The organism is Streptococcus nasisuis, from assembly GCF_040836615.1.
In the GTDB taxonomy this organism is placed as follows: Bacteria; Bacillota; Bacilli; order Lactobacillales; family Streptococcaceae; genus Streptococcus; species Streptococcus suis_V.
Window position 1 is genome coordinate 1,772,891 of the sequence record NZ_CP162268.1, and the last position, 17,061, is coordinate 1,789,951.

Below are 17,061 nucleotides of genomic sequence, written 5' to 3' on the forward strand. Positions count from 1 at the left end.
TTTCTAAATCTGGTCACGAAAAAAGTGACCGAAGTCACTTTTAAGTATAGCATATTTCACAAGAAAACTGGCGCATTCTTACCTTAGACCCAGTTCTCTCAGCACTTCTTGGTATTTATAGAAGTCAATTTTTAGTCCCATACCACCATAATTGTCATACTCATCAATCCAATCGTGGTTTTCTGGTATGGTTACTCGTTCAATTCCATTAGGTGCATCCAGCAAAATACCTGGACCACGAAGCAACGGAAAGGCTAGTGGGACATTGGTAGAGGTCATAGAGTAAATTTTTCCAAGCGCCTCAGCACCAGAGAATAATTTGGTCGGATTCTGAGCTTGGCTAATAATTGCATCCAAAACCTCTTGTTGCCGCCTTGTCCGTCCAAAATCACCTTCATCATCCGAACGAAAACGAGCATAGTTGAGCAAGGTTTTTCCATCCATCTGCTGTGGACCGACCTGAATGGTTTGATAAGCTGGTGCATTTTCCTCCAGACGCAGGTCGTTGGGTGCTTCAACAGAAGACACCGTTTCACCATCAATCGTTGAAAATTGAGCATCAATGGTCACACCCGATGGAAAGAGCATATCAATAGCAGATGCAAAACTCGCAAAATCAACAAGGGCATAGTATTGAATATCAATATCAAAATTTTCCTTCAAAACCTGCCGAACATTTTCAGCCCCAAGACCACCATTTTGCTCACCAAAAGTGTAGGCAGAGTTGAGTTTGTAGTCACCTTCTCCACCGATAGTAACCAGCGTATCCCGCATAAAGCTGACTAGTTTTATCTTATTGCTACTATTATTGACATTCAGGACCATAACAGTATCCGTTCGAGTTTCACCGGTACTTTGTCCAACTCGACCATCTGTTCCTAAGATTAAAATATTGATGCCATCCTGTGTCGCCTGACCAGCAAATTGTTCGGTAGCAGGCTTGTTATCCACGCTAATCATCCCTTTAACAAACATAGCGCCCAAGGCAAGCAACAATATCAGCAGTCCCCAAAAGATAATGCTTAAAAGTCGTTTGAAAAAAGGTTTCTTGGGTGGCTGACTACTACTATCTTCAGTTACTGAAGTCGCCTTATCTTTCTTAGATTTTTTTAACCTTTCTTTTCGACTCAAGGTCGGATAGGCTGGTAAGAGATCCTCTTCCTCTACAAGGGGCGCAACCTCTCTCCAAGAATCTTCAAGTGAAAACTCTGGAAGATTAGAAGCCTCCTCCTCAAGTGGCGAAGGCGCAATGACTCGCTCCTTACCCTTTTCAAGATACTCTAAGTAATCCAGCTCCGTCTTTTCCTTCTCGTTTAAGTAGTGAATATTTTTACGCAGGTAGTCCAAGCGTAGCTCTTCATGATGTGATAAGGGATGTTTCGCCATATTCACTCCTTTCTAAAGTTATTACACACTATAAACCTTATAATTTCCTAAAATCTTATAAAAAATCCCTAAACTTTTCAATTCCTCCAAAGAATAGCCAACTAATTCATCTGAATTATTCTCAATATCCAAAATAAAGAAATACTCACCCAGCGCCGTTTTCAGCGGCCGACTTTCAATCTTGGTCAAACCGATTCCTCTCCACGAAAAGACCGACATAGCCTTATAGAGTGCACCTGGCAGATTATCTGGCAGGGTAAGAGCCAAAGAAACCTTCCGATCTGTTTCCCGCAATGCCAATTGAGGCACCGTATGCCCCAAAATCCAAAAACGGGTAAAATTCTCGGCAATTTCTTGGATGTCTTGGGCAATGACCTGCAGACCGTACTCTTCAGCCGCAGCGTGAGGGGCAATGGCCGCAAAAGGCTGGTCCGAATGCTCCGCAACAAATCGGGCTGCGTAGGCCGTGCTTGCTGTCAACTCCAAACGAGCCTTCGGAAAATGTTCCTGCACATATTTTTTCCCTTGAGCAATGGCCTGCGGATGGGAATAGATGACCTCAATTTCTTTATGAGGCGCCGTCGCTAACAATTGCTGGGCGATGGGCTGAACCACTTCTGCCACCGCATGGATTTCTGCCTGATGAAAAAGATAGTCAATGGTCTCGTGAACACTACCTTCGATAGAATTCTCAACCGGAATGACCGAATAGGTCACCAAACCAGTCTCATAGGCCTTGACGACCTCTGTAATGGTACCAAAAGCCTGCAAATCCGCTTCCGGAAAGGCCTGCTGAGCAACTTGATGGGTAAAGGACCCTCGAGGGCCCAAATAAGCTACTTGCATAGAATCTTCCTTGCTACTTGTTCTGGACTGAGTTGGTCTGTGTCAATGATCAGATCAGACAGTCCTTCATATAAAGCCATTCGTTCTTGGTAAATGGTCTCAAATTCTTCTCGGCTGTGCTGTATGAATAAGGGACGTTGCGACTGATGATCTCGGCTAATCCGCTCATAAGCTACTGGAAAGGAGGCGGTTAAGAGAACATTGTTGAGCTTATTTTTGAGCAAGATCTCCCTATTTTTGGCAGATTTAACCACACCACCGCCCGTTGAAACCAAGTAATCATTTGGCAAGTCCATCAGCTCTTCCAAGACCTGGGTTTCTAACTGGCGAAAAGCATCTTCGCCCTCTGATTGGAAGAAATCCGCAATGGACATGCTAATCCGTTCCTCAATAATCTGGTCCATGTCATAGAGTGGCATATCCAAGAGTTTAGCGGTCGTGGTCTTTCCAACTCCCATAAAACCAAGTAATACGATTGGCATTGTTTCTCCTATTTACTGAATTTATTTCACTAGACTTTCAAGGTGGTCAAAGAAGGCTGGGTAGCTGGTATTGATGGCCTCAGCGCGCTCAAGAACAACCTCGCCATCTTGTGCCAAGAGGGCTGCGATAGCTGTCATCATGCCAATACGGTGGTCACCAAAGGTGTTGACTGTTGCACCGTGCAATGGCGTGGGTCCCTCGATAATCATACCATCTGCAGTCGGCTCAATCTTGGTTCCCATGGCATTCAAGGCATCTGCCACCACTTGAATGCGATCCGTTTCCTTAACCTTCAACTCCTCAGCATCGCGAATAATGGTTGTGCCATGGGCTTGCGTCGCCAAAAGAGCAATAATTGGCAATTCGTCAATCAAGCGCGGAATCAGGTCACCAGCAATCTCCGTTCCCTGCAAGCCAGAGTACTCGACCGTAATGGTCGCTGATTTGGCAATCTCATCCACATTGGACAAGGTCATCCTTCCACCCATAGCCTTGATGACATCCAGAATACCCGTCCGCGTTTCATTGATGCCGACGTTTTCAAGGGTAATTTTTGAACCAGGCACAACCAGTCCAGCCACCAACCAGAAGGCCGCACTGGAAATATCACCCGGCACAACAATCTCTTGCGCTATAAATTCCTGCCCACCCGTGATGCGGATTTCCTTGCCATCAACAGACAAATGTCCACCAAATTGGACAATCATGTCCTCCGTGTGATTACGAGTGATTTCTTTTTCGATAATAACCGACTCGCCTTCTGCCTGCAGGGCTGCAAATAAGAGGGCTGATTTTACCTGAGCAGATGCTACTGGCAATTGATAGGAAATCGGCTTGAGGGACTTGGTACCTTTGATGGTCAAAGGTGGCAAATCACGGTCTGTCTGACCAGAAACGGTTACACCCATTTGGCTGAGCGGTACCGTCACACGATCCATAGGACGTTTTGACAGCGAATCATCACCAAACATGGTAGCCTCAAAGTCTTGACCAGCTAAGACACCCGAAATCAAACGAATGGATGTCCCTGAATTTCCCATATCTAGGTCATTTTTAGGAGCTTGCAGTCCATCAAAACCAACACCGTGAACCTCGACAACATCCCCATTATCCTCAATCGTCACGCCTAAATCACGAAAAACCTGCATGGTCGAGAGGACATCCTCACCACGCAAAATATCATGAACACGAGTTACGCCTTTTGCCAAGGATCCAAAAATAATGGAACGGTGGCTGATGGATTTATCACCCGGAACGCGTATCGTACCTTCTAAGGCTCTTGCATTTGTTCTTAATTTCATTTCCATACCTCACATAGTTTCCCTTTCATTCTACCACATTTGCAGAATATTTTCAGATTTTTATGCCATTTTATCTTTGAAAATACCTATATTTGATATAATTTTCAGAATTTACTGTAAATTTTTCGAAAAACATAGATATGGTTTTAATAATAGCTGCTTTCATGGTATAATAAAAAGAAATTCTATCAATCAAGGAGATTATCTAGTGTTTACACCAATTAGCGAAAAAATTGATATTCAGGATGTAAGAGACCATTCAAAATTATCCCCAGAAACCTTATCCAAAAAAGAGGCGCGCGACCGTGAGTTAGAGGCGATTTTAAAAGGCGAGGACGACCGTCTGCTCTTGGTCATCGGGCCTTGCTCTTCTGATAATGAAGAGGCGGTTCTGGACTATGCCCATCGTTTGGCTAAGTTACAAGAAGAAGTCAAAGACAAAATTTTTATGGTCATGCTGGTCTACACGGCTAAGCCTCGTACCAATGGCGACGGCTACAAGGGACTCATGCACCAACCAAAGACCGATGCAGCACCTAGTCTCATCAACGGTATCAAGGCTGTCCGCAATCTCCACTACCGTGTCATCACAGAGACTGGTTTGACGACGGCCGACGAGATGCTTTATCCCGAAAACCTGCCACTTGTTGATGATTTGGTATCTTACATTGCCGTTGGTGCCCGTTCGGTTGAAAATCAGCAACACCGTTTTGTGGCGTCTGGAATTGATGTGCCGACTGGCTTGAAAAACCCGACATCTGGTAACCTCAAGGTCATGTTTAACGGTATTTTCGCGGCTCAGAAAAAGCAGTCCTTCCTCTTCAATAACACAGAGGTTGAAACATCTGGAAATCCGCTGGCTCACGTTATCCTGCGTGGTGCGGTGACAGAAAGTGGCAAATACCTGCCAAACTACTACTACGATAATCTCTTGGAAACCATTGGCCTCTACAAGCAATTTAGTTTGGCAAATCCATTTATTATCATTGATACCAACCACGATAACTCCGGTAAAAATTATTTGGAGCAAATCCGCATTGTTCGTCAAACCCTGATTAACCGTGATTGGAACCAAGAAATCCGTGACTACGTCCGCGGTTTCATGATTGAGTCCTATCTGGAAGATGGACGTCAGGACAACGCCGAAGTTTACGGAAAATCCATTACCGACCCTTGCCTTGGTTGGGATAAAACTGAGGAACTCATTCGAGAAATTTACAACAGATAAACAGATAGGAAACAAGCTATGGGAATTCATCAGCGCAGCACACGCATCAACATTGAACAAGTAAAAGAATTATCTAAACTAGAAGGAGACTTCCTAGTTGCTAAAGAAAAGCGTGACGAGGAACTAAAAAAAGTCATCCGCGGTGAGGATGACCGCCTCTTACTGGTCATCGGCCCATGTTCTTCGGATAACGAAGAGGCCGTTTTGGAATATGCCCGTCGTCTGTCTAAATTGCAAGACGAGGTCAAAGATAAGATTTTCATGGTCATGCGGGTTTATACGGCTAAGCCCCGTACCAATGGCGAAGGCTACAAGGGACTGGTTCACCAGCCAGATACCTCAAAATTGCCTGATTTGATTAACGGTATCGCGGCCGTGCGCAATTTACACTACCGTGTCATCACAGAAACAGGCTTGACCACTGCGGATGAAATGCTTTACTCGGCTAATTTCCCCTTGGTTGAGGACTTGGTGTCCTACCATGCTATCGGTGCCCGTTCGGTCGAAGATCAGGAGCACCGCTTTGTCGCCTCTGGTATTGACATGCCGACCGGGATGAAAAATCCTACTTCTGGTAATCTGACCGTTATGTTCAACGCCATTTACGCAGCGCAAAACAAGCAGAATTTCATCTACCGCGATGCGGAAGTCGATACAGACGGCAATCCGCTGGCCCATGCTATTCTTCGTGGTGCTAGCACAGAACAAGGCATCAACGAACCGAACTACTACTACGATATTCTCTTAAAAACTATCAAACAATACCAGAACTTTGGTCTCAAAAATCCTTTTATCGTCATCGACACCAACCATGACAATTCTGGTAAAAATTATCTGGAACAAATCCGTATCGTCCGCCAAACCCTGATTAACCGCGATTGGAACGACGATATTCGCAAGTATGTTCGTGGCTTTATGATTGAATCCTACTTAGAAGATGGTCGTCAGGATAGCCCAGAAACCTTTGGTAAATCCATTACCGACCCTTGCCTTGGTTGGGATAAAACTGAAGCACTGATTCGTGAAATCCACGAAACCATCTAATCTGCTGATACATTTGAGAGGTCTCACATGACGATTGACGGCTATACGCGTCTGGCTGCTGTGGTAGCCAAACCCATTAAACACTCCATTTCTCCCTTCATTCACAATCTTGCCTTTGAAGAGACTGGGGTCAATGGGGTCTACGTGGCTTGGGAAATAGCAGAGCAAGACCTACCAGTCACACTTGACAACATTAAGCGCTACGACATGTTTGGTATCAATCTCTCCATGCCCTACAAGCAGGCGGTTATTCCCTACCTAGACGAATTAACAGAGTCTGCTCGCTTAATCGGCGCGGTCAATACGGTCATTCACCGCCATGGCCAATTGATTGGGCACAATACGGACGGCATCGGATTTTTCAAGAGTTTGGAAAAACAACTGAACTTCCATGTAGCAGATAAAAGACTGACTATTCTGGGCGGAGGCGGTGCTGCTACAGCTATCATTGCCCAGGCTGCTTTGGATGGTGCCAAGGGAATCACAATTTTCTGTCGCCAACAAAGTCTGGACAGAACGCAGGCTACTGCTAACCGTATTGCCCAAGCAACCTGTTGCTCCATTCAGGTATTGCCGATTGACAACCAGGACTTGGTTCAGGAGCATGTTACAAAGTCTGACTTGCTCGTCAACGGAACCAGCGTCGGCATGGATGGTCAGTCTCTGCCAATTCAGGAAACCATTGCATTTCCAAAAAACAGTTTAGTGGCAGATGTGATTTACCAACCTTTTGAGACGCCCTTACTCAAACTCGCCAAGGAACAAGGCATTCCAAGCATCAATGGTCTAGGTATGTTACTCTTTCAAGCTGCTGAGGCTTTTGAGTCTTGGACAGGCAAAGAAATGCCGACGGACTTGATTTGGAAACAATTAGTCGAAAAATATGACATCAACTAGAGAGGACACAGCATGAAACTAACTGTCAATCTTCCCCAAAATCCCTACGATATTCTCATCGAAAAAGGAAGCTTAGCGCAGGTCGGTGCTTGGGCAAGCTCGCTCTGGAAGCCACAAAAAATTGCGATTATTACGGATGACCATGTTGCCTCACTCTATCTGGAAACGGTCAGAGCTAGTCTTGAAACAGCTGGTTTTGAAACCATCGCATTTGCCTTTCCAGAAGGTGAAGCATCCAAAAATCTGGACACGGTCAATCAAGCCTATGAATTTCTTGTTCAAGAAGGCATGACCCGAAGTGACGGTATCTTAGCCCTTGGTGGCGGTGTCGTAGGTGATTTGGCTGGCTTTGTGGCCTCAACCTATATGCGGGGCATTCATTTCCTCCAAGTCCCAACTAGCCTGACCGCTCAGGTTGATTCGTCCATCGGCGGCAAAACGGGGGTCAACACGCCCTTTGCCAAAAACATGGTCGGTACCTTCTGCCAACCTGATGGTGTTCTCATTGATCCCAACACCCTAGAAACCTTGGGCACACGCGAATTGATTGAGGGCATGGGTGAGGTTGTCAAATACGGTTTGATTGATGATATCGAACTCTGGGACCTCTTGTCAGACATGGATGGTTCTACCGAGAGTATTTTGGCCAATGCTGAAACCATCATCTACCGTTCTTGTAACGTTAAGCGCAAGGTCGTTGTCGAGGATGAATTGGATAATGGCGTCCGCCTCTATCTGAACTTTGGTCATACCATTGGTCACGCTATCGAAGCTACTGCTGGTTACGGTCAAGTCATGCACGGCGAGGCTGTTGCTATCGGAATGGTCCAGCTATCGCGCGTTGCTGAAGAAAAAGGCCTCATGCCTGCTGGCATTACCGACCAAATTATCGCTATGTGCCAAAAATTTGGACTGCCGACCAGCCATCAACCTTGGAACAGTGACGCGCTCTACGCAGCCTTGACTCGCGACAAGAAAGCTCGTGGCAAATCCATCAAGCTGGTTATTGTCCCAACATTAGGACAGGCAGCTATTCACCAAATTCCGATGGAAGAAATGCTAGAATTTTTACAACCATAAGAAAAAAGACTACTGACTTGCATGAAATCAGTAGTCTATTTTTGGCTCTATAATTTCTGTAGTGGCTAAACCCTTCGCTCTCCAATTTCTAGGCTCAGGCCGAAACAGTCTATTCCCAGACTGTTTCACTCCCAAATGCCAAGATAGTACTTGACCGCTTTCATATCGTGCAGCACCTTAGTCGTGCTATAAACCGCTTCGCATTCAAATCATGAATCAACTCGATAGAAAATCGCAGGAATACCGAGCCTTGAAACGCTACTGGAAATTGATACAACAAGATAGCCGTAAACTCAGCGATAAACGATTTTATCGCCCTATGTTTCGCATGCATTTGACTAACAAGGAAATACTGGAAAAACTCCTGTCTTACTCCGAGGAACTCTGACAGCACCATGAACTCTATCAATTTCTCTTATTCCATTTCCAAGAGAAAAACTCAGTTCATTTCTTTGACCTTATCGAACAGGAAATAGCCACTGTTAATCCTATTTTCCAGACGGTAGTTAAGACATTTCTAAAGGATAAAGACAAGGTTTTGAATGCCCTAGAATTGCCTTATTCCAACGCCAAACTGAAAGCTACTAACAATCTCATCAAAGTCATTAAGAGAAATGCCTTTGGTTTCAGGAAGATGAAAACTTTAAAAAACGGATTTTGATTGCTTTGAACATAAAGAAAGAGAGAACGAAGTTCGTCCTCTCTAGGTGTTAGCTGACATCAACCCACTACAGTGACAAAGAGCCCAAAAATACATCGAGCATGACCTCAATGTATTTTTTCTTATATTTTAGTGAACTCCATGCTGAATCATTGAGTCAGACAAGTTCTAAAATCCTGAAATTCAAACTAATGCCACGTCACCGTCTCGTCTTTAAAACAATGTGGGATAGGGACAGTTTTCTTATGAAATGGATGGTTTTGTATATCATAGGCGTTTTCCTACAATTCCAGTAATCTTTTTAATGCTTTTCGTCATAACAAAGTCTTCATTTCATTTTATACTAAAATTAACAATTGCAACATGATAATCAAATATACGTTCATTGAAGCATGCCCACTAATAATTGTTTTAACTCCTTTTTCTGCCCGTCCGTTAGTTTTTCCTTGTGAGCATCATGGTTTTCTACTGTTCCTACGTGTGTTTGAACTGAACCATCCTCTGCAATAACTACTAAAAATGGGACAGATAGTTCATCATCATGATGTTTCTCATATACTTTTTTCAATCGACTACGAAGAGTATCTGTGAAACCTTTACTCCTTGTATCTACAACATAAGCCTTCTGATTAGTTGTCACCAACGCATCATCTAGAATCGGAATTAATTCTACGCACCAAGGACATGCTGCAAAACCAAAGTAATAAATCCCTTCTTCTCCATCTTCGATTTTATTGATTACACTCTCTGGTTCTTCATGAATAAATTGTGCTGTATTCGTATTATATTCAGGAGCCTTATCAGCACCTATAGCCCATTGATATCCTACTATGAAGCACACTAACACTGCAACACCAACTAGCATAATTTTAAAGAATCTCTTCATGCCTTTCCTCCTTTTCTCACTATATTCAGTAATGATAATAGAATAACTTGCCCATCTGTACAAAACGGAAAAATGTGTAAAACATTCAAGAAACAAACTATTCTTGCTAAAGCCAAAAAAGCATTATTATCTGGTATTAGAAGTCCAATCAGTACCATACCAACAGGAGCAACTAATGCTATCATAAAATTATCAATATCTCTGCCCTTATTTAAAAACTTCACTGAGGGAACAAGAAATTTTTCAAATTCAAATTTAGGATTATATCCAAGAAAATACGCAGTCAAGTAGTGTAATAGCTCATGAACGACCACGGTTAGTAAAACTAGTGGAAGTTGTACTATGATTTCCCAAACTGTCATACTGGATTCTCTCTTAATTTTCTTTTATTTAAGAGATAGCCTGTTAGTAAGAATACTGCCATAGTCACAATATAGGAGATAATCAATCTATGGTGTAGTAAAAAAGTCGTATTTAATTCACTTGGAGTAATTCTACTAATAATTTTTACTCCAAAAAGTGTCAAAACTGTTCCACTTTCATTAATTTGAAAAAGTTCTACAATTAAATCAATAGCCACTAAAAATAGATAAGCGATATTTCCCCATTTGAAGTAATTGAGTAATTTTTTGTTCATTTCAATACCTTCTTTCTTTTGCTAGAAATACACTCAGTATGAGTAATAACACTACTAATATAGCCGATGAAAGATAAACATTATCATTCCTTAAAACAAGATAGAGTACTATGGATAGAAAGACTGTGGTAGTTGTTGATGCTGTCTCGTTAAGATTACCCTGAGTAGTTGGAAAAAGAAGCCCCGCTATCAAAGCGCATAAATAAATTGCCATGGACATGAAAAATGGTAACATCGATCCTTTCAGGTAAACTGCGATAACTAAAGGCGCCGCAGATAGTATTATTCCTCCCAACACCAATGAAATTACTTCTTCAATCAGACCAACCCTATAAAAATCATAGTATTTTCTAATTCTAGCTGTTGCATCCGCATAGCTTATAGCAGAGAATACCAGAAGGGAATTTAAATTAGCGAGTGTCTCTAATCCGCTTCTTAAACCTAATTGGTAAGTAATAATAAGTGAAAAAATTGTGATTAATGTTAATGAATGAATAAAACTTTTATGTCGATAAATAGCTGGAAAAGTTGTACTCAAATTAAGTTTAATCATTGGCAATCTAATCAAACCATAGGACAACTTCTTATACTCTTGAATATTTAAAGTAAATTTATAACTCAAAAACATCACAATAATGAGAATAATAAGAGCTATTAAAAGCATGATCACAATTAGATCTGTAAGGGCAATTGAGATTCTTCCTACATATGTGTCTATACCTATTTTGAAATATACCAGATATGTTGCACAAAATAATGTAAAAAATATGTCTAAAACAAATAACACTGAAGCAACTGAAAATTTAGCGAATTTTGTCGCTACCTTTGCAAAAATAGCATACAATGCATCCATTATTGAAAAAATAGCTACAAAAATACTATGAAACAATAATAGCAACATCAATTGATCACTTACTTTGATAATAGGTAATTGTCCAAATAGTGGGAATACTAAGAGCAAAATCGACTCATAACCTACTAGTGCTACTCCTATTTTGAATAATTTTTGAGCAACTAATATCTCTCTTCTACTGTAAGGGAGTATATTCGTTATATAGACTGAGCTTTTAGTTAATGTTATGATTGAATTTACAAAAACAAACAGAGCAACTGATAGAATGATGCACATATTGACATAACTCATAATTGTTATACGAGTTAGTTCTGTAAATGTTTCTAAATCCAACCCTCTAGCACCCTCACCTAAACGTCCAATCTCACGGACATTAGATAAGAAATACCAAAAATATAGGACAAAACCAATAATGGCTACGAGGAATTGATTTCTCTTTTTTTTGAAAAATGGCCTGTTCAAAAAACCTTTTAAAGCATCATTATAATAAAATGACACCAGATCAAATGAGTTCTTTAATTTTTTGAAGTTTTTCAGCAATTTTCCCTTGCTGATAGATGTATTCAGAAAGTTCATCTGCTGTACCCTTAAACTCCGTTAGTTTCCCTTTCCTCATTAATAAGATATCATTGGAAAATTGGTTTATAATATTCCGCTCATGAGAAACGAGCAAGACCTTGTGTTTCTTGGCATACAGTCCAAATAACTCTTGGGTAAGAATAACTGTTTCTAAATCTAGTCCACTAAAAACTTCATCAGCAAGAAGATACCCCACATTCAATGAAAGTCCCAAAGCAATTTGAAGTTTCTTTTTCATACCAAATGAGTAAGACTCTATTGCTTTTTCCAACGCTTCAGTCATATCTAAAAGGCAAGATATCTCAGAAAAGATGGACTTACTTGAGTTTTCATATCGTGACTGGACAAAATCTGCATATTCATTGCCAGTTAAATATTCTGGTAGATAGGAGTCAGAAGGAATGTAAAAAATGTTCTTTTTGAAAGTATCACTTCCATTAGAATTACCATCCAATAACACCTCACCACTATCGTACTGAATAATTCCTGATACCGAATTTAGAAAAACAGTCTTTCCAGAGCCATTTAAACCTACAATAACTGTGATACCTGTTTTTCCAAATGTTATCGATAGGCTATCTAAAACACAATGGCTACCAAATGATTTACATAATTCTTTTACTTCAAGCATACTACCTCCAAAAATGATGACTAACAATTTGAAGAATTAGAACTGGACTCTCTAAAAGTTAAAAGCGGATAAACTATATTCTTCTCTAGAACATAGTTTATCCGCCTCACTGTCTAATTAAACTACAATCTAGAAAATCAAACATCAAGATTTATTTGTAGCAACCAATACTAACACCACCATTAAAGAAGTTAGCCATTCCAGAGAATGTATAGCCTCGACTAGTGCAGTAAAATGCATATGCAAAGTATAGGACGATTAAAAGGACAAAAATCCAAACAAGTGCATGATTACGAACTATTTTATTATACTTATCAGACAAGTATAGATAAATATTATCAAAAATACTTAAAACCATTTTGATTACCTCATTTCTCTAACAAAGCCACATAACAATTTAAAGTATCCAAAAATATCTCGATTAGTACATTAGAATCTCTCCATTCTTTCAACGACAATATTTGTCGACTTTATTTAAAATTGTACAATCCTTATTTTAAATATTTACAGTATATAATTCACCTGGATCAAAGCCTAAAGGGGCTGGAGTGGTATTACCAGATGGTTTACCAACAATAACCAATAAACCCACCAATAAAACTGCGACAATAAACTTTTTAGTTGCCTTTTTCATAATCTGCAACCCCTTTCCTTTTTCTTGATTATATTTTATCATTTGAATATATTATTCGTCAACTATTTTTATAAATATTTTTATATTTTCTGTTTTTTATTTTTAAACGAATAAAATATGATTGAATTAAAAGGTGTTATACCCTATAATGACTGTACAAGAAAAGCAACCCGTTGAACACTGAGTTGCTTGGACAATTTTATTTTATATATCATTGAAAGGTCTCGCTAATGAATCGTTCAATTTCTAAAGCCATCTTATCATTTCTCTCAAGTTGATATATATTTTGAGCGGTCACAAAGTATTCTTTTACTTTATCAGTCCTTGAAAAACCTTCACTAACATTTCCAAGTAAGCAGTAAAGATTAGCTAAACAATAGAAACTATTGTTCTTGAGACAAATATCAATTGTTTCAAGTGTTTCACTTATCGCTCTCTCTGCTTGTTTGTTTAACCATAGGTATCGACAAAAGTTATACCGACATTTAATCAATATCTCTAACTGCTCAATCGTTCGGGCCTTAACACTTTTAAAAAGTGAAGTCATATGACTATAAACTTCTTCAAATTTTGAGTTATTGGCTGTTTTGAAGTAGAAATGCAACAAACTATTTGAAATATTCAAGTATTCCCAATCATATTCACTGTATTTCGACAAGATAGTTTCAAGTTTTTTTATGGCTTCATCCTGCTTGTGATCATAATTAAACAGAACAATAGCTTCAATCCATTGAAGATATAACTGATCTGAGAGCGGTAGTTTCACCATCTTTGCAGTTTCCAACTCATAGATATATTTTAACGACTCAAAATCTCGTCTCTCTAAAAACTTTTTAGACACGCTACGAAATTGAGTCAAAAAGTCTGACTCAACATGAATTTCCTCATCAAAAAAGTAATCCATTGTTACATTCAACTTTTTAGCTAGGGCATATACCACATCAGCTCCAGGACTATAGTCTATGTCGCGTTCGATTTTACTAATCTGTCCCTGCTCACAAATTCCGGAAGCCAACTCAACCTGAGATAAGCCTAACTCTTTTCTCCGACTACGCATTCGAGTTGCTAATAATTTACCCATATTGATTCCCCTACTCTAAATAAAGTCTATTCTCATACCCCAAATTATATCACTACGATTATTTATTTTCAATTATTAATATTTTGATATTTATTCACATTTATAAAAAGTCATAACCACCCGTGAGAACGGGTGGCTTGTACACCGGCTATAAGCTGTTTCTCTCCAGCGACGTCTAAAGACGTTCGCTGAACTTCGTTCAGGTTAGTGCTATAATTACTTGACTAATGCCCGTAACAACGGGCTTTTATCTTGTTCTAAAACTGCCATCTGAAAATGGAGCTTCATACTCTTTGACACTCAAGAATCAAGTGCAATGTCATTGAACAACTAATCTCCCAGATTAGTTGTTTGCTCGCGAATGTATTTCGCAACTGTCTTTTCGTTCAGCCCAACCGTACTAACATAGTAGCCTCTAGCCCAAAACTTACGATTCCCGTACTTATATTTCAAATTAGCGTGTTTATCAAATACCATTAGAGCACTTTTACTTTTCAAATATCCCATAAAATCGGAAATTGCAAGTTTTGGGGGTATCAAGACAAGCATATGAACATGGTCTGGCATCAGATGACCTTCGATAATTTCAACACCTTTATAACTACACAATCGTCGAAATATCTCTCCAAGACTACTTCGATATTGATTGTAGATAATTTTTCGTCTATACTTAGGGGTGAAGACAATGTGGTAGAACATAGCCACTTTGTATGTGATAAACTATGTGCCTTCTGCGCCATATTTTTCTCCTTTCGCTTTACAATAGGCTTGAACACCTTTATTGTATCGCGTTTGGAGTTTTTTGGTATAACCTTCGTCGCGCACCCGCATAGCGGGTGGTTTATTTGTCACGTACCTTACGGAGCGTGACGGACTAAAAGTCATATAATCAGAAAAATGAGGTTGGACTTTATGCCCAACCTCATTTTTCTGTCTTTACAAAATCATTTCGTCGTCAGCAATCTTTTCACCGCTGTTTTTATAGAAGAGGTCCATGAGGTGCTGCACGGTCAGGGTCTTCTTCTCTTCACCTTGGACATCGACAACAATCTGTCCCCGATGGAGCATGACCAGACGATTTCCGTACTGGATGGCATTTTCCATATTGTGGGTAATCATGAGGGCTGTCAATTTTTGACCTTCAACAATTTTCTTGGTCAAGTCCATCACCATATCACTGGTCTTAGGATCGAGGGCCGCCGTATGCTCATCCAAAAGTAGGACTTTGGGCTTAACCAGCGATGCCATCATGAGTGTCAAGGCTTGACGTTGACCACCCGATAGGAATTGCGTGTCTACCTTCATCCGGTTTTCAAGTCCAAGACCAAGTTCTTTGAGAGCTTCTTTAAAGATAGCGCGTTCACTTTCTTTGACACCCCAACCCAGGCCACGAGACAATCCACGACGGTAGGCAATGGCCATATTTTCCTCAATGGTCAAACGAGAAGCAGTTCCCATTTTCGGATCTTGAAAAACACGACTAATGTCTTTTGAACGCTTAGCTGCTGGCACATGCTTAATGGACTTGCCTTCCAGCAAAATGTCGCCAGAATCCACCGTCAAAGCACCAGCAAGTGAATTCATGAACGTTGACTTCCCTGCTCCATTACCACCGATAATGGAAATAAAATCACCTTCTTGAACATCAAGAGACAGACCACGCAGAACATGGTTCTCATTGACTGTACCCGCCTCGAAGGTCTTATGAATATTTTGTATTGATAAAATTGTACTCATCTGAACCTCCTATGCAGTTCCGTTTAATTTTGGACGGCGAATATTGAGCTTCTTCTGCAATTCTGGCACATACAGGACAACTGCCAACAAAATCGCTGAGAAGAGTTTGACAAGGTCCGCATCCATGCCCGGAATTTCCAAAATCGCAAGGATAATCAAGCGATAGATAACCGAACCCAGAGCCACAGATGCCAGACGCCATCCCAAACGCAAGTTCCGCAAAACAACTTCTGCGATAATCACCGATGCCAATCCGATAACAATGGTTCCTGTTCCAGAGTTCAAATCCGCATAGCCATTGTTTTGGGTCAAAAGCGCACCACAGAGTGCTATCAGACCATTGGACAACATGTATCCGTAAATCTTCATCTTGTCCACATTGATACCGTTGGCTTCACTCATGGGAATATTGTCCCCTGTCGAACGAATGGCCAGACCAATTTGCGTGTTGAACAAGAGCGTCAACAGCAGAATGACTGCCATAACAAAGACCGCACCAATCAAGAGAACCGCATTTATCTTAGACAAGCCTAAGTCCTGCAATTGCGTCACCAAGGTCACTTGTTTCAAGAGAGCAACGTTGGCTTTGCCGAGGATTTTCAGGTTAATCGAATACAAACCTGTCAAGGTCACGATACCTGTCAACAGGGCTGGAATTTTCATTTTAGTATGCAAGAGCCCAGAAACCAAGCCTGCAATCATACCTGCAAACAAGGCAAGGAAGGTCGATACAAGAGGATTTAGCCCATTGACAATCCCTGTCGCACAAACTGCAGCACCCAGAGGATAGGCACCTTCTGCCGTCAAATCAGCAATATCTAAAATTCTAAACGTCAAGTAAACACCTATCGCCATAATGGACCACAGTAGCCCTTGCGATATACTTGATAAAATTATATCCACAATTTTCTCCTTAAAAGTTTCATGTTAAATAAGCGCTGAGCATCCACTGCTATTCATACAACATCTCAGCGCAGTGGTTGATTGGCTTTCACAGTTTGGGGAACTGTGAAAGGTTGGAGATAAGGATTGCTTAGCAAGCCATAACAACAGGCGATTTGCGCTCCGAACCTGCCCTAATCAACTGTGCGGGGGCA

17 protein-coding genes and 2 pseudogenes are annotated in these 17,061 nt (G+C 40.8%); 5 read left to right on the forward strand and 14 right to left on the reverse strand.

The features are described 5' to 3' along the window. Nucleotides 1-78: 78 nt before the first annotated feature. Genes AB1F57_RS08965 through aroA form a run of 4 tightly spaced genes read right to left on the reverse strand, consistent with a single transcriptional unit; the run spans nt 79 to nt 4,016 of the window. Nucleotides 79-1,386: an LCP family protein gene (locus AB1F57_RS08965; protein ID WP_367985648.1), complete on the reverse strand. Its 1,308-nt coding sequence runs from the start codon at nt 1,384-1,386 to the stop codon at nt 79-81. 21 nt (nt 1,387-1,407) lie between these two features. After that, nucleotides 1,408-2,232: a prephenate dehydratase gene (gene pheA / locus AB1F57_RS08970; RefSeq protein WP_318830310.1), complete on the reverse strand. Its 825-nt coding sequence runs from the start codon at nt 2,230-2,232 to the stop codon at nt 1,408-1,410. Further along, nucleotides 2,223-2,714, reverse strand: coding sequence for a shikimate kinase (locus AB1F57_RS08975; RefSeq protein ID WP_174853155.1), 492 nt, complete (start codon nt 2,712-2,714; stop codon nt 2,223-2,225). Before AB1F57_RS08975 ends, pheA begins: the two co-directional genes overlap by 10 nt. A 21-nt stretch (nt 2,715-2,735) precedes the next feature. Then, complete coding sequence (gene aroA, locus AB1F57_RS08980; RefSeq protein ID WP_367985649.1) at nt 2,736-4,016, reverse strand: 3-phosphoshikimate 1-carboxyvinyltransferase; 1,281 nt, start codon at nt 4,014-4,016, stop codon at nt 2,736-2,738. 208 nt (nt 4,017-4,224) lie between these two features. Between aroA and AB1F57_RS08985 the strand changes: the two genes are divergently transcribed. From AB1F57_RS08985 to AB1F57_RS09005, 5 genes and pseudogenes are all read left to right on the forward strand, one after another. Then, nucleotides 4,225-5,244 carry a 3-deoxy-7-phosphoheptulonate synthase gene (locus AB1F57_RS08985; RefSeq protein WP_367985650.1) on the forward strand — a complete coding sequence of 340 codons (1,020 nt, stop codon included), beginning with the start codon at nt 4,225-4,227 and terminating at the stop codon, nt 5,242-5,244. 18 nt (nt 5,245-5,262) lie between these two features. Continuing rightward, complete coding sequence (locus AB1F57_RS08990) at nt 5,263-6,288, forward strand: 3-deoxy-7-phosphoheptulonate synthase (RefSeq protein ID WP_105137505.1); 1,026 nt, start codon at nt 5,263-5,265, stop codon at nt 6,286-6,288. A 27-nt stretch (nt 6,289-6,315) separates the two neighbouring features. After that, on the forward strand, nt 6,316-7,185 hold the full coding sequence (locus AB1F57_RS08995; protein WP_170239410.1) for a shikimate dehydrogenase: 870 nt from the start codon (nt 6,316-6,318) through the stop codon (nt 7,183-7,185). Between the two features lie 12 nt (nt 7,186-7,197). After that, complete coding sequence (gene aroB / locus AB1F57_RS09000; protein ID WP_170239411.1) at nt 7,198-8,265, forward strand: 3-dehydroquinate synthase; 1,068 nt, start codon at nt 7,198-7,200, stop codon at nt 8,263-8,265. A gap of 131 nt (nt 8,266-8,396) precedes the next feature. After that, nucleotides 8,397-8,979 (forward strand): annotated as a pseudogene (locus AB1F57_RS09005) (transposase); the annotation flags it as partial. A gap of 329 nt (nt 8,980-9,308) precedes the next feature. Here the strand turns inward: AB1F57_RS09005 and AB1F57_RS09010 are convergent. The 10 genes and pseudogenes from AB1F57_RS09010 to AB1F57_RS09055 form a co-directional block, all read right to left on the reverse strand. Beyond that, a complete protein-coding gene (locus tag AB1F57_RS09010) occupies nt 9,309-9,812 on the reverse strand; it encodes a transporter (protein ID WP_105110848.1) in 504 nt (167 codons plus the stop codon). Beyond that, on the reverse strand, nt 9,809-10,174 hold the full coding sequence (locus AB1F57_RS09015; protein ID WP_105137509.1) for a metalloprotease family protein: 366 nt from the start codon (nt 10,172-10,174) through the stop codon (nt 9,809-9,811). Before AB1F57_RS09015 ends, AB1F57_RS09010 begins: the two co-directional genes overlap by 4 nt. Further along, nucleotides 10,171-10,449, reverse strand: coding sequence for a hypothetical protein (locus tag AB1F57_RS09020; protein WP_105110846.1), 279 nt, complete (start codon nt 10,447-10,449; stop codon nt 10,171-10,173). Before AB1F57_RS09020 ends, AB1F57_RS09015 begins: the two co-directional genes overlap by 4 nt. Nucleotide 10,450: 1 nt before the next feature. Then, entirely contained in the window at nt 10,451-11,878 is a 1,428-nt protein-coding gene (locus AB1F57_RS09025; RefSeq protein WP_249339006.1) for a hypothetical protein, read from the reverse strand. Next, nucleotides 11,805-12,512 carry an ABC transporter ATP-binding protein gene (locus tag AB1F57_RS09030; RefSeq protein WP_002940085.1) on the reverse strand — a complete coding sequence of 236 codons (708 nt, stop codon included), beginning with the start codon at nt 12,510-12,512 and terminating at the stop codon, nt 11,805-11,807. Before AB1F57_RS09030 ends, AB1F57_RS09025 begins: the two co-directional genes overlap by 74 nt. Nucleotides 12,513-13,008: 496 nt before the next feature. Continuing rightward, entirely contained in the window at nt 13,009-13,188 is a 180-nt protein-coding gene (locus AB1F57_RS09035) for a hypothetical protein (protein ID WP_153047868.1), read from the reverse strand. 169 nt (nt 13,189-13,357) lie between these two features. Further along, nucleotides 13,358-14,227 (reverse strand): helix-turn-helix domain-containing protein, encoded by an 870-nt coding sequence (locus AB1F57_RS09040; RefSeq protein WP_105110843.1) that lies wholly within the window; start codon nt 14,225-14,227, stop codon nt 13,358-13,360. 247 nt (nt 14,228-14,474) lie between these two features. Next, a pseudogene (gene tnpA, locus AB1F57_RS09045) lies at nt 14,475-14,967 on the reverse strand (IS200/IS605 family transposase). Nucleotides 14,968-15,163: 196 nt separating this feature from the next. Continuing rightward, nucleotides 15,164-15,964, reverse strand: a complete 801-nt coding sequence (locus tag AB1F57_RS09050; RefSeq protein ID WP_167785060.1) for an ABC transporter ATP-binding protein — start codon at nt 15,962-15,964, stop codon at nt 15,164-15,166. Nucleotides 15,965-15,973: 9 nt separating this feature from the next. Beyond that, nucleotides 15,974-16,867 carry an ABC transporter permease gene (locus AB1F57_RS09055; RefSeq protein WP_105137512.1) on the reverse strand — a complete coding sequence of 298 codons (894 nt, stop codon included), beginning with the start codon at nt 16,865-16,867 and terminating at the stop codon, nt 15,974-15,976. Nucleotides 16,868-17,061 lie beyond the last annotated feature (194 nt).